We start from the raw sequence: 14,262 nt of genomic DNA, 5'->3' as shown, positions 1-14,262 counted from the left end.
CGCCAGGAGCACGGCTGGTTGGCTACGTTCGGAAGGGATAACCGCTGAAAGCATCTAAGCGGGAAGCTCGCCTTGAGATGAGGTCTCCCACCACGTTTGTGGGTAAGGCTCCCGGTAGACGACCGGGTTGATAGGCTGGAAGTGGAAGCGCAGTAATGTGTGGAGCTGACCAGTACTAATAGGCCGAGGACTTGACCACAAAGCAACATGCTCGGTGTGTGCCGCGCTCCGCCCCTCAAAGGGGGTGTGGGGCAGCGCCGCATCGAGGATCGTGCTCGCGTCCACTACGCAATTCTGAGACAACAAACAGTAGGTGTTTGTGTGTTTCATAGGGTTACGGCGGTTATGGCGAAGGGGAAACACCCGGTTACATTCCGAACCCGGAAGTTAAGCTCTTCAGCGCCGATGGTACTGCACCGGGGACGGTGTGGGAGAGTAGGTCACCGCCGGACAATCGTTTCACGTAGGGCCCTCACCGTTGGTGGGGGCCTTCGTGCTTTCACAGGCCCGATGAAGAACTCTGATGAGAAGCGGAAACATCGGACCCGAATCCAGCCAAGGCCGAGCTGACCTGCTGGGCCCAGCCAGTTACTCTTTTCAATTCGCCTGCGCGGTGAAGGCCAGGATGAGTGCGGCGGTCTGCGGCGGATCCTCGAGCATGGGTGAGTGCCCGAGACCGGCCGGAACCTCGACTCTCGCGCCGGGAACGGCGCGGTATTCGGCGGCGGACGAGGATCGCCACCTCCGGTCCTCCTTGCCGAAGATCACCAGCAGCGGCTTGCCGAGGACCGCCAGCCGATCGGGGAGCGCGCGTTGCCTCAGGTAGTCGTCGACTGCCTGAGATGTCGCGGTGAACGCGTGGTAGGTCGTGCCGCGTACGTCGTCCACGAGCTGTTGAGGGATCTCGTACCCGGGGCGGCTGAATCCGGTGCTCATGACCTGGCGGGTCAGGCCGTCGGTCCGGAGCCGCCACAGCAGTTGCCCGACGACGGGGACAGTCATGAGCCGGCCGGTGAACCCCTGTGAGATGAAGGCGTCCATACGGGGACCGGTGTTGATGAGCGCGAGCGCGGTCACCAGGTCTCGCCGTTGCTCGGCGAAGGCGGTGGCGACCGAGCCGCCGGTCGAATGGCCGATCACGGTGGCGCGCTTCACGCCGAGCCGGTCCAATGCCGCGCCGACGCGGCGTCCCTGCTCCGGGATCCCGTAGCCGCGGCCGGCCGGTTTGGCCGAGCGGCCGTGACCGAGCAGGTCGATCCGGATGACGCGATGTGACCTCGCAAGCATCGGAACCAGCGGGTCCCACCAGAGGGTCGACCCGGAGAGCCCGTGGATCAGGACGAGTGCCGGGGCGTCGTGGGGGCCGTCCTGGCGTACGTTGATGTTCCCGTCGGCGAGGGGCAGGATCGAGTCTCCGGTGGCCTCGTCGCTCTGCCACGCCACCGCCACCGTGTTCGCGGCGAGCAGTCCGGCGAGGGAGAGGAGAACGGCCGAGGTGATCAGTCGGCGCCGGCGACGGCTTCCCGTGCGGTTCACGTCGGCCTGCCGGTGAGGGAAGCGCGGGTCGGCGTCGTCGAGCTGGCGGGATTGTCGAGTCCCGGGGGAGTAATCATGGGCACACTGTCGCCGTTCGTGCGCGCCGGTGGCTTGGACGAATGTTCCGGCCGACCCCGGCTCGCGTAGCGTGTGAAGATGCGGTCCACCGTGTACGAACGTGATGATGCGGCTGTGTGGGACGTCGCACGTTCGGAGCGGCCCAGCCGGGTGGCGGGTGTCAGCATGGCCGGGTTCCGTGCCCGTGACATGGCCGCGGCCGGCCACCGGGTGGTCCCGCACCCGGCCGTGACGCTGGCCCTGGAGTTCGGGGCCGGTCGGCCCGTCGTGGACGATGCCGCTGGGCGGCAGCAGCAGGGAAGTCTCGTCGCCGGGGTCGGGCTCACGAACGTGGTCTGGGTACGTGGCGAGAACGAAGCTGGTCCGCTTCGACCATGCCGCCCACCGCCTGGCCGCGAGTGAGGGCGCGGCCCGAGTCGCGGCGGAGGGCGGCTACGCCGACCAGTCCCACCTGCATCGGGATGTCGTGGCGTTCACCGGGGTGACCCCGGCGGCCGTGGCCCGCGAGCCGTGGCTGGCGGTCGACGACATCGCATGGGCCGGTCACGGAACACCCGCCCGGGATCCCGCACCGCCGGTTGCCCGGCACCGACCTGCCCGGCCACCCTGACGCCGCGGTTCTGCCCGGCACAACCTTGCCCGGCACCGACCTGCCCGGCAGCGTCAGAGGGGCCGGGCAGCGCGTCGGCGGATCCGCGCTCTCCCGCCGCGAGGACCGGGGCCGACAGCTGCCGCCGAGGTAGTGGCTCCACCCGCGAACCCCGGACAACGAGGAAGCCCAGGACACGGAGAAGCCCAGGACACGGAGAAGTTCCGGAGAACGAGGAAGCCCCAGCGTCGACGAGCCTCAACAGCTCATCCCGCTCCGCGCCAATCCCCTCCGACAACGACATGGTCGTCGCAACTCCTCAGATCGAGACGTTGCGACGACCACGTGAACCCAAAGAAGGCCGGGGCTTCCTCGTCTGGGGACCGCTTCTCAGGGCGTGATGAAGAGACCGTCGCCCACGGTGCGCTCCGCGCCGTCCGAGGGCCGGTTCACGGCCTTGTGGCCGACGACCATCACGCTGGAGCCGCCGCCGTCGAAGTTGATGGCCTGCCTGGCTCCCAGCCACCGCATCAACCGGGCCGCCTCCACCATCGAGGCGCCCACGGTGACGCCCGGGTTGCGCCCGTCGACGGTGGCCAGGATGAGCCCGCCCGACCTGTCGATACCGACCATCGTGCGCGGGTGGCGCCGGAGCATCATGTTGATCGAGGCGTGCCCGTCGGCCGCCGCGGTGATGCGTACCCGCCCGTTCCTGACCAGCCCGACCCCGCCGCCCATGACGTGCGTCTCCGGGGTGAGCGGTATGGCCCGCTGCGTGCGCAGGTCGATGACCTTGCTGTCCACCTTGATCCAGGTTCCCTGCGCGTGTTCCTGGAGCCAGACGGCCGCCAGGCCCGTGCCGTGGAGCAGGTAGGTGCCCCGGGCGACGATGCCACCGGCCTGGCGGACCTTGATGACCTTGTGCTGGACGGCGTCGACGACGACCTCGATGCCGCCGTCGGCGGCCGTCTTGCCGCCGAACTCCTCGGTGTAGAGGACGAGCTCCTCGGCCGCGGCGGCCCGGTTGATGCCGTTGACCTCGGCCTTCGCCCCGTCGGAGGAGATCGCGGTGACCGCCGTCCGCAGCTCGGTGATCCGGGCCTTGCGGCCCTGGGTGATGACGAGGCCGCTACGGCCGGGAACGGCCTCGCTGAGGAGCCTGCCGCCGACGACGGACACGCCGACCGGGTCGCCCTGGAGCGCCTTGGCCGTGTGGATGTTGAAGAACCCGCCGTTGACCCCGGCGATGGCGCCGGTCAGCTTCGACATCGAGCTGGTGCTCTCGCGCTTGGCCACGCTCTTGCCGACGCTCGTTTTGAAGGATCCCTTGAACACCTTCGGGTTGACCATCAGCACGCGCATGTCCCACGGGCCGGTGCTCTCGGTGCCGTCGTCGCCGAGATAGTCGGTCTTGGCCCGGACGTCGAGCTCCTTGAGCTCCTTCACGACCTTGTCGGCCTTGGCCCGCTGGCCGAACGACCAGAGGCCGGTCCTGACCATGTAACGCTCCACGGCGGGGGCGTCCGAGGCGGCGGGTTGCACGACCTTCAGGATCTCGGGGGTGTGCCCCGCGGCCTCCACCGCCTCGGCCACCGTCTGCGCGGTGACAAGGGAGCCGGCGTCATGCCCGTTGGGCATAAGAGCGGAAACTGTCCATCCTTGGGTGGATTTGCCGTGTTTCACACTAAAAAGGGTGATTCCTGGTGCCACGTTCTGCTGGGTCTTCACCGGGGCCACGCTCACACCCAGGGGGAACGCGGAGGAGGGAAAGCCCGAACTCGCCTGTTCCGCCTCGGCGGGAATCGCCACGGTAGTGAGTGTCAAGGCCGTCAATCCAGCGACAAGGTGTCGCGACATGTGCATCTCTCCCCGGTGGTCTCCGAACTTCGTGCACCATCGTGCCGAGATCCACGGGTGCGGGGGAGCGAAACACGCGAAACATCCCAAGAAAGTGTCATTGCTCACGCGCGACCAGATGGCCGGACGGGGGAGGCGAAGGAGAATTCTTGCGCCCGTGAAGGCTCCGGCCGGGTCAATGGGCCTGGTCAATAAGGATTAGTCTCCAGATGTTTTGTCGCGCGGGCGGGAAATCGGCGCTACGGTGCGGTAGGCCGCATTCCCTCAGATCAAGCGGCACATCTTTCCGAGAGGCAGCCGTCATGGGGCTGAGCGTTCTCATCGTGATCATCGCAAGTGTGTTCCTCGGTGTCATCCTGGGGGCGATCCTGACGCGTCCGCGCCGCTGGGATCTGCACATCTGCGCGGACGATCCCGTCGACCACGTCCGCGTGGACACCGCGTCCGACAGACAGGGTTAGTCCGGACACCGTCGATTCAGACGGGCCCGGTCGCCGGGAAGCCCGGAAAGTCCCGAAAAGATTCCCGAGAAGAGTCCCAGGAAGAGTTCCGAGAGGCCACGGAGAGTCCGCGGAAGTCGCCGCACGACTTCGGGGGAGTCACGTGGCTTCGAGGAGCCGTACGAAGTCGGGATCCGCCCGGCTTCGGTGAGCCGCGCGGTTTCAGGGGGCCGCGCGGCTTCGAGGGATCGTCACGAGGCAGGACGGAGGGGCCAAAGAACGGGCCGAGGGGCAAGCCGGAGGACGGGCCGCGAGACACGGTCCACAAAACGGTGATCGTGGCAGAGAGCGGACCACTGGGCCGTACGGCATCAGGATGTCGGGTGGCCCGCGTCTCCGTGGTCAGCCCACGCAGTGGTACACCTTGCGCAGGGTCTCGTGGACGATCCAGACGGTCCTGGCTCCCTCGGCGAGCAGGCAGACCGACCCGGGGACGAGCTCCAGGGTGGCGCCGCCGTCGATCTCCAGCGTGGCGCGGCCGGACAGGACCACGAACATCTCGTCACGTTCCACATCGGTCACCGTGCCCGGCGTGATCTCCCAGATGCCCCGGCTCTGCGTGCCGTCCGGCGAGGACCACAGCTCGATCGACGAGACGCGCGGGGAGCCAGCCAGGATCTGGTGGGGCTCCAGCTCGTCGGGTGACAGTCGTACGTCGTCGGTGGGGACGGAGAACGCCCCGGCGGCGGTGACCATCCGGGCCAGATCGGCGGTCTCGGGAACGAAGATCTCGGTCATCGGGGGCCTTTCAGGAACGGGGGCTGTCTCTGCGGAAGGACTCCAGCGCCAGGAGGGCGACGTGGAGGGAGAGACAGGATTCGACATCGTCCAGATCGGTGTCGAGGACGCGCTCCAGCCTGCGGAGGCGGTCGTAGAAGGCGGGCCTGGACAGGTGGGCCCGCTGGGCGGCGACGGCCTTGTTGCGGCCCGCGTCGAGGTAGACCCGCAGGATCCTGGTGAGGTCGCCGCCGCGCTGGGCGTCGTGGGCGAGCAGCGGGCCGAGCTCGCGCTCGGCGAAGGTCTGCAGCCGGGCGTCGTCGCGCAGGAGATGGAGCAGGCCGCGCAGGCGGAGGTCGGGCAACCGGTAGAAGGCGCGGCCGTCGGGCTGCCTGACGGCCACGTCGGCGACCTGCTCGGCCTCCAGGAAACTCCTGCGTACGTCGCGGACCGACTCGACGACGGAGCCCGCGGCGAGGACGAAGGGGGTCGTGAAGGCCACGCGCAGGTGGTCGGCGAGCGTGGTCAGCGCGGCCTCGGGCAGGACGCGCGGCGGCAGGGGGAGCAGGACGCCGACCCGGTTCTGGTCCAGGGCGCCGATCAGGGCGGGGAGGCGGGCCTCGCGGCAGGCGGCGGAGGCGGCGTCCGCCAGCTCGCCGAGCCGGGCGAGCTGCTCCTGGCCGTCGGGCGGATTCTCGGCCGGCCCGGCCAGACGGAGCACCACGCTGACGAGCTTGCGGCCGGTGAGCGGCACGCCGACCGCGCGGGCGCGTGCCGCGGCCTCCTCGGGGTCGGCGTACGCGTGGGTCAGGATGCCGGTGATGATCGTGCCGTGCGCCTGGCGTTCCAATGACTCCTGGTGGCGTTCCAGCAGGCGGCCCAGGGCGAGGGTGGTCGCGGCGCGCTCGGCGAGCACGATGTCGCGCGGACCCGGCTCCGCGTCGCAGAGCAGGATCAGGCGGCCCCAGTCCTGGCCCCGCGCGCCGACCATGGTGACCAGCCAGCCGGAGGCCGCGTCGTAGGCGGTGCGCAGGTCGGGGGCGACCGCGCGGGAGCGGGTCTCCCAGCCCGCCAGCAGCGAGCCGGTGTCGCGGCCGGCGGTCTCGCAGGCCAGCACCTGGTGCGCGAGGTTCTCCAGCAGCGCGGGGTGGCCGGACAGCCGGGTGACCTGGCCCAGGACCTCGGCGGGGGAGGCGCCCTCGACCGACAGCTCGGTGAAGACCTCGTGCAGCTGCTCGGAGGCGCGGAGCTCCTCCAGCTGGGAGTCGATGATCCGGGCGTGCACCGACTCGGTGATCTGCACGAACGGTGTCTCCCTGGCCAGGGTGACCAGGGGGAGGCCGTGATCCTCGGCGGCGCGGACCACGGCGCCGGGCAGCTCGCCGATGAACTTGCGGCCCAGCTCCACGATCAGCCCCGAGGCGCCCACGGCGACCAGGTCGGCGATGTAGTCGGCCAGCTTGCCGGGGTCGTCGGGCAGCGCTATACCGGTGGTGAGCACGAGCTCGCCGCCGCGCAACAGGTGGGCGATGTCGGTGACCTCGCCCACGTGCACCCAGCGCACCCGGCTGTCCAACCGGTCGGCTCCCGCCACGACCCGTGGGTTGCCCCGGCGGACGGTGTCCAGGGCGAGGACGTCGGCGACAGTAGGGAGCACTCGTCGAGAATATCCGATCAGGATGTAAGCGCGGGTGACAGGTGCTTTACAACTTGTTCACCCCTGCTTGTTTCCCGCCTGCCCTTTCGCCCGTATCACCCCATTCCCCCGTTTCCCGCCCGCTTTCGCCAGCCTAGGATTGCCTCACCTTTTACGGCCGAGGGGCGCGATGGTGGACATGGTTGAGACCGCCGACACGGTGCGGGGCAGGGCCACGAAGGGTGCTTCAGGCGTGGAGGAGCTCGATCTCCGACAGCTCCTGGCGGGCCTGACCGCGGTGCGGGACGGCGACTTCGGCACGCATCTGCCCGAGGAGGGCGACGGGCTGCTGCAGGAGATCGCCACCGTCTTCAACGGGATGGTGGACCAGCTGTCGCTGTTCACCTCCGAGGTGACCCGGGTGGCCCGCGAGGTGGGCACCGAGGGGCAGCTGGGCGGGCAGGCCGAGGTGCCGGGTGTCTCCGGCACCTGGAAGGACCTGACCGACTCGGTGAACGCGATGGCGGGCAACCTCACCGACCAGGTGCGCGACATCGCCCAGGTGGCGACCGCGGTCGCCACCGGCGACCTGTCGCAGAAGATCACCGTGGACGTGCGCGGTGAGATCCTGGAGCTGAAGAACACGCTGAACACGATGGTGGACCAGCTGTCGTCGTTCGCCGACGAGGTCACCCGAGTGGCGCGCGAGGTGGGCACCGACGGCCGGCTGGGCGGGCAGGCGGAGGTGACCGGCGTCGCCGGTACCTGGCGCGACCTCACCGACTCGGTCAACTTCATGGCGGGCAACCTCACCGACCAGGTGCGCAGCATCGCGCAGGTCACCACGGCGGTCGCCAAGGGCGACCTGTCGCAGAAGATCACCGTGGACGCCCGGGGCGAGATCCTGGAGCTGAAGAACACCATCAACACGATGGTGGACCAGCTGTCGTCGTTCGCCGACGAGGTGACGCGGGTGGCGCGTGAGGTGGGCACCGACGGCCGGCTGGGCGGGCAGGCCGACGTCAAGGGCGTCTCGGGCACCTGGCGCGACCTCACCGACTCCGTCAACTACATGGCGGGCAACCTCACCGACCAGGTACGCAACATCTCGCAGGTGGCCACCGCCGTGGCCCGCGGCGACCTGTCGCAGAAGATCACGGTCTCGGCGCGCGGCGAGATCCTGGAGCTGAAGAACACGCTGAACACGATGGTGGACCAGCTGTCGTCGTTCGCCGACGAGGTCACCCGGGTGGCGCGTGAGGTGGGCACCGACGGCCGGCTGGGCGGGCAGGCCGACGTCAAGGGCGTCTCGGGCACCTGGAAGGCGCTGACCGAGTCGGTGAACGTGATGGCCGACAACCTCACCGCCCAGGTGCGCAGCATCGCGCAGGTCACCACGGCGGTCGCCAAGGGCGACCTGTCGCAGAAGATCCGGGTCGACGCCCGCGGCGAGATCATGGAGCTGAAGGAGACCATCAACACGATGGTCGACCAGCTCTCGGCCTTCGCCGACGAGGTGACGCGGGTGGCCCGCGAGGTGGGCACCGAGGGCAACCTCGGCGGCCAGGCCACCGTGCGGGGGGTCTCGGGCACCTGGAAGGACCTCACCGACAACGTCAACTCGATGGCCAACAACCTGACCAGCCAGGTGCGCAGCATCGCGCAGGTCACCACGGCGGTGGCGAGGGGCGACCTGTCGCAGAAGATCACCGTCGAGGCGAAGGGCGAGGTCGCCGCGCTCGCCCAGACCATCAACACCATGGTCGACACGCTGAGCGCGTTCGCCGACGAGGTGACGCGGGTGGCCCGCGAGGTCGGCACCGAGGGCGAGCTGGGCGGCCAGGCGCGCGTGCCCAACGTGGCCGGCACCTGGAAGGACCTCACCGACAACGTCAACTCGATGGCCAACAACCTGACCAACCAGGTGCGCAACATCGCCCAGGTCACCACGGCCGTCGCGCAGGGCGACCTGACCAAGAAGATCGACGTGGACGCCCGGGGCGAGATCCTGGAGCTGAAGACCACCATCAACACGATGGTCGACCAGCTGTCGTCGTTCGCCGCGGAGGTCACCCGGGTGGCCCGCGAGGTCGGCAGCGAGGGGCGGCTGGGCGGCCAGGCCGAGGTCGAGGGCGTGTCCGGCACCTGGAAGCGGCTGACGGAGAACGTCAACGAGCTGGCCGGGAACCTCACCCGCCAGGTGCGGGCCATCGCCGAGGTGACCAGCGCGGTGACCTCGGGCGACCTGACGCGCTCGATCACCGTCGACGCCTCGGGCGAGGTGGCCGAGCTCAAGGACAACATCAACTCCATGGTGAAGTCGCTGCGCGAGACCACTCTGGCCAACCAGGAGCAGGACTGGCTCAAGTCGAACCTGGCCCGCATCTCCGGGCTGATGCAGGGCCACCGCGACCTCGCCGTCGTGGCCGAGCTGGTGATGAACGAGCTCGCCCCGCTGGTCTCCGCCCAGCACGGCACGTTCCTGCTCGCCGAGGAGAAGCCGGACGGCTCGGAGCTGCGAGTGGTCGGCTGCTACGGCCACCGGGAGACGGCCCGCCGCCACTTCTTCGGCGACTCGCTGGTGGGCCAGGCCGCCGTGGCCAAGCGGTCCATCCTGGTCGAGGACATCGCCGCCGGGTACATCACCGTCTCGTCGAGCCTGGGCGCGGCCGGTCCGGTCAACCTCATCGTGCTGCCGATCATCGTCGAGGACCAGGTGCTCGGGGTGATCGAGCTGGCCAGCCTCAACCGCTTCACCCAGGTGCACCGGGCCTTCCTGGAGCAGCTGGTGGAGACCATCGGCGTCAACGTCAACACGATCGTCGCCAACGCCCGTACCGACTCCCTGCTCACCGAGTCGCAGCGCCTCGCGACCGAGCTCCAGGTCGGGCAGGAGGAGCTGCAGCGCTCCAACGCCGAGCTGGAGGAGAAGGCGGAGCTGCTGGTACGGCAGAACCACGACATCGAGACGAAGAACCGGGAGATCGAGCAGGCGCGGCAGGAGCTGGAGGACCGGGCCAAGCAGCTCGCGCTCGCCTCCAAGTACAAGAGCGAGTTCCTGGCCAACATGAGCCACGAGCTGCGCACCCCGCTCAACTCGCTGCTCATCCTGGCCCAGCTGCTGGCGCAGAACCCGGCCCGCAACCTCACCGCCAAGCAGGTGGAGTACGCCAACGTCATCCACTCGGCGGGCACCGACCTGCTCCAGCTGATCAACGACATCCTCGACCTGTCGAAGATCGAGGCGGGCAAGATGAACATCAGCCTGGAGCCGCTGCCGCTGCGCCAGCTCCTGGACTACGTCGAGGCCACCTTCCGCCCGCTGACCACGGAGAAGGGGCTGCGCTTCGACGTCGTGGTCGCCCCCGACGTGCCCGAGGAGCTGCTCATGGACGAGCAGCGGCTCAGGCAGGTGCTGCGGAACCTGCTCTCCAACGCGGTGAAGTTCACCGAGAGGGGCTCGGTGGAGCTCCGCATCGAGCGGGTGGGCGCGATGAGCCTGCCGGGGGCGTACGGGCAGGAGGTGCTCGCCTTCCAGGTCGTCGACACCGGCATCGGCATCGCCGAGGAGAACCTCTCCCAGATCTTCGACGCCTTCCAGCAGGCCGACGGCACGACCAGCCGCAAGTACGGCGGCACCGGGCTGGGGCTGTCCATCAGCCGCGAGATCGCCGCGCTCTTCAACGGCGAGATCCGGGCGGTCAGCGTCCTGGGCTCGGGCAGTACCTTCAGCCTCTACCTGCCGATCGCCGACCTCACCCCGGGCGCCTCCCGCGCCGCCACCGGGGGTGCCCACGGCGTCGCGCCCGCCCCGGTCCTGCCGGCGCTTCCCGCGTCGGTGACCGTGCCCTCGGAGAGGTTCCCGAGGGCGGAGGGGCGGCGGCTGCTCGTCGTGGAGTCCCGTCCCAACGGGCTGCTCTCGCAGCTGGCCGAGAGCGTCGTGGCCGACCTGCCCGAGACGCACGGTCCCGTCCAGGTGACGACCGCCAACGACCCGGTCTCCGCCCTGCAGATCCTGGGCGCGGACGACCACCACTGCATCGTGCTCGACCTGGGCATGCGCCAGGACGCGGCGGCCGACTTCCTGCGCATGCTGGACGACGACCCGGTGCTGCGCGGGCTGCCGGTGCTCGCCCACCACACCCGCACGCTCACCCGGCCGCAGGAGAACCTTCTCAAGGGGCGGTCCAACACCCAGCCGCTGGAGCGCCTGCCCAGCCTCGACGAGCTGCGCGAGCGCATCACCCTGCATCTGTCGGCCCCGGAGCCCGGCGACGTGCTGCCGCTGGTGCAGCCGAGCCCGGACGAGCGGCCGCAGCCGGTGGAGGAGGTGGACACCGTGCTGGTGGACAGGAAGGTCCTGGTCATCGACGACGACGTCCGCAACGTCTTCGCGCTGACCAACATCCTGGAACTGCACGGCATGCAGGTCCTCTACGCGGAGAACGGCCGTAAGGGCATCGAGATCCTGTCGCGCAACGAGGACATCGACCTGGTCCTGATGGACATCATGATGCCGGAGATGGACGGCTACGCCGCGACCGCCGCGATCCGCAAGATGGCCGACTTCGCGGACCTGCCGATCATCGCGGTGACCGCCAAGGCCATGCAGGGCGACCGGGAGAAGACCCTGTCGGCGGGGGCCAGCGACTACGTCACCAAACCCGTCGACGCCCAGGAACTGCTCCGCCGCATCCAGCGGTGGCTGGAGATCTAGGGCAGGGGACGCTCAGGGCAAGGGACGTCCGGCGGCGCCGGAGGTGACGAGGCGCGGTCCAGGCGGGCCTCCAGGCCGTCGAGGAAGCAGGTCAGGCCGAACTCGAAGTTGAGCGCCCTGGCGGTGTCGACGTCCATGTCCCTGAACTCGGCGTAGCGGGCGGCCAGTCCCGGATGGTCGGCCGCGGCCCTCTCCACCGAGGGCTGGATGGACGCCTGCAGCTCGTTGGAGCTGAGGCCCGTCCGCCTCAGCACGGAGTTCCAGGACAGCTCGGGCGCGGTGATCCCGAACACGTAGGCCATGAGCGCCGAGGCGGCGTAGTCCTGGTCGAGGCCGCGGAACCCGGCGTGGTCGAAGGTGGCGACGAGCCCGCTCATCATCCGCATCGCGTTGGGGCCGATGGCGGGGGTCGTCCCGATGAAGCTGATCACCCAGGGGTGTTTGAAGAGCGCCTGGCGGATGCCGTACGCGAAGGAGGAGGCGGCGTTGCGCCAGGTGGTCTCCCGGGGGTCCAGGATGGTGAGCTCGCCGTAGACCTCGTCGAGGACGAGTTCGAGCAGCTCGTCCTTGTTGGCCACGTGCCAGTAGAAGCTGGTCGTCCCCGAGCCGAGCCTGGCGCCCAGGCGGCGCATGCTCAGGGCGTCCAGCCCCTCGGCGTCGAGCAGCTCCATCGCCGCGCGCACGATCTGCTCGCGGCTGAGGGCAGGGCTCTTCGCGGTGCGCCGCTCACGCGTCCAGACGGAGCTGAAGTGCTCTTTCACTTCTCAAGCATAAATCCGATGGCACACTGTTCGAGGTTATCGTACGGTGTGCGAGTGAAATCGAACACTGTACGAGTCGAACGCGACCCGAGGCGCTGGTGGATCCTCGGGGTGCTCTGCCTGAGCCTGCTGGTCCTCGTGGTGGACAACACCGTGCTGAACCTGGCGATCCCCGCGTTGATGGTCGACCTCGGGGCGAGCCCGGCGGACATCCAGTGGATCATCGACGCCTACGTCCTGGTCTTCGCCGGTCTGCTGCTCACCTCGGGCAGCCTGTCCGACCGCTACGGCCGCAAGCGGTTCCTGATCGTCGGCCTGGTGCTGTTCGGCGGTGCCTCGCTGGTCGCCGTGCTGGTCACCGAGCCCTGGCACCTGATCGGCGCCCGCGCGCTGATGGGCGTCGGCGGCTCGATCCTGATGCCGAGCACCCTGTCGATCCTGATCACCGTCTTCGACGAGGAGGAGCGCCGCAAGGCGATCGCCGCGTGGAGCGCGGTGGCGATGGTCGGCGTGATCGCCGGTCCCACGCTGGGCGGCTTCCTGCTCGAACACTACTGGTGGGGGTCGATCTTCCTGCTCAACATCCCGGTCGCGGTCGTCGCCGTGATCGCGGCGGCGCTGCTGATGCCCGAGTCGCGCGGCCCGGCGAGAAAGCTCGACCCGGCAGGCGTGGTGCTGTCCACGACCGGCATGGGCGCCCTGGTCTACGTGGTCATCTCCGCGCCGACCGCGGGCTGGACCTCGGCGGGGTCGCTGGTCGCCGCCGGGGTGGCGGTGGTCGCGCTGGCGGCGTTCGTGATCTGGGAGCTGAGGTCGGAGCACCCGATGCTCCCGCTCGAACTGTTCCGCGACCGGAACTTCAGCGGGGCGTCGTTCTCGATCGTGCTGATGTCGTTCGGCACGGGCGCGCTGCTGCTGATGCTCACCCAGTACCTGCAGTTCGTGCTGGGGTACGGCCCCATGCAGGCCGGTCTCGCGCTGCTGCCGTACGCCGTGGCGGCCGCGCTGTTCAACGGGGTCGGCGCCGGTCTGGGGCGGAAGGTGAGCAACCGGGTGCTCGTCGCCGTCGGCCTCACCGTGATGGCCGGCGGTTTCGGGGTGCTCGCCCTCATGAACGCCGGCACCGGGTACGGCCTGCTGATCACCGGCCTCATGCTGATGGGGGTCGGCGGCGGCCTGGCGGGGCCCGCGGCCTACACGACGCTGATGGGAGCGGTGCCGCCCGCGCACGCCGGTGTCGGGTCGGCGCTCAACGACACCGTCCAGCAGGTCGGCATGGCGCTGAGCATCGCCGTGCTCGGCAGCGTGCTGGCCGGGGTCTACACCTCGTCGATGCCCGCCGACGCCCCGGCCGCCGCGCGCGAGTCGATCGGCGAGGCGCTGCGGCTGGGTGACGCGGGGGTGGTCGGGACCGCGCGCGAGGCGTTCGTCTCGGCCATGTCGTTCGGCTCCTGGGTGGGGGCCGGCTTCACCCTGGCCGCCGCCACGCTGGCGTTCCTGGTGCTGCGCCCGGCGCCCGCGCCCGCGGCCGGTCCGGGCGCGGACCTGGTGGAGGCGGAGCGCTGAGCGGTCCTCCGGGCCGCCGGTCCCGCGCGCGGTGTCCGGCCCGCCCGGACAGGCCGGACACCGCACGCGGGCGACGAGCCGCCGGGCCGTCCGGGCCGTCCGGGCCGTCCGGGCCGTCCGGGCCGGGAATCATTCATGTATTTCAGGTTGCTTTGATAGGAAATATGAGCGATGCTGGACTTTACCAAGCCTCATGACTGAAGAAGCTCGGGCGGGGAACCTGGGGGGTGCTCCGCCCGGCCCTCCTGTGCGGCTCGCGCCATCCGTCGCGTGGCGCGAGCCGCACGGGACGCGTCGCGGGGCGT

At 69.6% G+C, this 14,262-nt stretch carries 9 protein-coding genes and 2 rRNA genes; 6 read left to right on the top strand and 5 right to left on the bottom strand.

Going from position 1 to position 14,262, the window contains the following annotated elements:
- Positions 1 to 199: ribosomal RNA gene (locus tag ACFYWM_RS12260) — 23S ribosomal RNA — on the top strand; the annotation flags it as partial.
- A gap of 136 nt (positions 200 to 335) precedes the next feature.
- Positions 336 to 452 (top strand): 5S ribosomal RNA (gene rrf / locus ACFYWM_RS12255).
- Positions 453 to 597: 145 nt separating this feature from the next.
- Here the strand turns inward: rrf and ACFYWM_RS12250 are convergent.
- A complete protein-coding gene (locus ACFYWM_RS12250) occupies positions 598 to 1,536 on the bottom strand; it encodes an alpha/beta fold hydrolase (RefSeq protein ID WP_389912722.1) in 939 nt (312 codons plus the stop codon).
- Between the two features lie 421 nt (positions 1,537 to 1,957).
- Here ACFYWM_RS12250 and ACFYWM_RS12245 point away from each other — a divergent pair, with 421 nt between their 5' ends.
- Positions 1,958 to 2,224: a helix-turn-helix domain-containing protein gene (locus ACFYWM_RS12245; protein ID WP_389912719.1), complete on the top strand. Its 267-nt coding sequence runs from the start codon at positions 1,958 to 1,960 to the stop codon at positions 2,222 to 2,224.
- A gap of 369 nt (positions 2,225 to 2,593) precedes the next feature.
- Here ACFYWM_RS12245 and ACFYWM_RS12240 read toward each other — a convergent pair whose 3' ends face one another.
- On the bottom strand, positions 2,594 to 3,841 hold the full coding sequence (locus tag ACFYWM_RS12240; RefSeq protein WP_389912715.1) for a phosphodiester glycosidase family protein: 1,248 nt from the start codon (positions 3,839 to 3,841) through the stop codon (positions 2,594 to 2,596).
- A 542-nt stretch (positions 3,842 to 4,383) separates the two neighbouring features.
- Here ACFYWM_RS12240 and ACFYWM_RS12235 point away from each other — a divergent pair.
- Positions 4,384 to 4,521, top strand: coding sequence for a hypothetical protein (locus ACFYWM_RS12235; RefSeq protein ID WP_389912712.1), 138 nt, complete (start codon positions 4,384 to 4,386; stop codon positions 4,519 to 4,521).
- Between the two features lie 381 nt (positions 4,522 to 4,902).
- Here ACFYWM_RS12235 and ACFYWM_RS12230 read toward each other — a convergent pair whose 3' ends face one another.
- Together ACFYWM_RS12230 and ACFYWM_RS12225 are read right to left on the bottom strand one after the other, a co-directional pair.
- Positions 4,903 to 5,298: a cupin domain-containing protein gene (locus ACFYWM_RS12230; protein ID WP_389912709.1), complete on the bottom strand. Its 396-nt coding sequence runs from the start codon at positions 5,296 to 5,298 to the stop codon at positions 4,903 to 4,905.
- 10 nt (positions 5,299 to 5,308) lie between these two features.
- Positions 5,309 to 6,934 (bottom strand): PucR family transcriptional regulator, encoded by a 1,626-nt coding sequence (locus ACFYWM_RS12225; RefSeq protein ID WP_389912706.1) that lies wholly within the window; start codon positions 6,932 to 6,934, stop codon positions 5,309 to 5,311.
- A 178-nt stretch (positions 6,935 to 7,112) separates the two neighbouring features.
- On the opposite strand from ACFYWM_RS12225, the gene ACFYWM_RS12220 reads away from it, so the two are divergent.
- The gene (locus ACFYWM_RS12220) at positions 7,113 to 11,630 is read left to right on the top strand and encodes a HAMP domain-containing protein (protein WP_389912743.1); all 4,518 of its coding nucleotides are present in this window, start codon (positions 7,113 to 7,115) and stop codon (positions 11,628 to 11,630) included.
- Here ACFYWM_RS12220 and ACFYWM_RS12215 read toward each other — a convergent pair.
- Complete coding sequence (locus ACFYWM_RS12215) at positions 11,627 to 12,391, bottom strand: TetR/AcrR family transcriptional regulator (RefSeq protein WP_389912703.1); 765 nt, start codon at positions 12,389 to 12,391, stop codon at positions 11,627 to 11,629. The genes ACFYWM_RS12220 and ACFYWM_RS12215 overlap by 4 nt on opposite strands.
- A gap of 54 nt (positions 12,392 to 12,445) precedes the next feature.
- Here ACFYWM_RS12215 and ACFYWM_RS12210 point away from each other — a divergent pair, with 54 nt between their 5' ends.
- Positions 12,446 to 13,957, top strand: coding sequence for an MFS transporter (locus ACFYWM_RS12210; protein WP_389912700.1), 1,512 nt, complete (start codon positions 12,446 to 12,448; stop codon positions 13,955 to 13,957).
- The last annotated feature ends 305 nt before the right edge of the window (positions 13,958 to 14,262 follow it).

Source organism: Streptosporangium sp. NPDC002721, assembly GCF_042888905.1.
GTDB lineage: Bacteria > Actinomycetota > Actinomycetes > Streptosporangiales > Streptosporangiaceae > Streptosporangium.
Note: the sequence above shows the minus strand (reverse complement) of the source record. Positions and strands in the feature narration are given on the sequence as shown.

Bases quoted from the DNA above. Each gene is read 5' to 3' on its own strand.
- ACFYWM_RS12240 (WP_389912715.1), bottom strand. From the start codon at position 3,841: ATGCCCAACGGGCATGACGCCGGCTCCCTTGTCACCGCGCAGACGGTG.
- ACFYWM_RS12230 (WP_389912709.1), bottom strand. From the start codon at position 5,298: ATGACCGAGATCTTCGTTCCCGAGACCGCCGATCTGGCCCGGATGGTC.
- ACFYWM_RS12220 (WP_389912743.1), top strand. From the start codon at position 7,113: ATGGTTGAGACCGCCGACACGGTGCGGGGCAGGGCCACGAAGGGTGCT.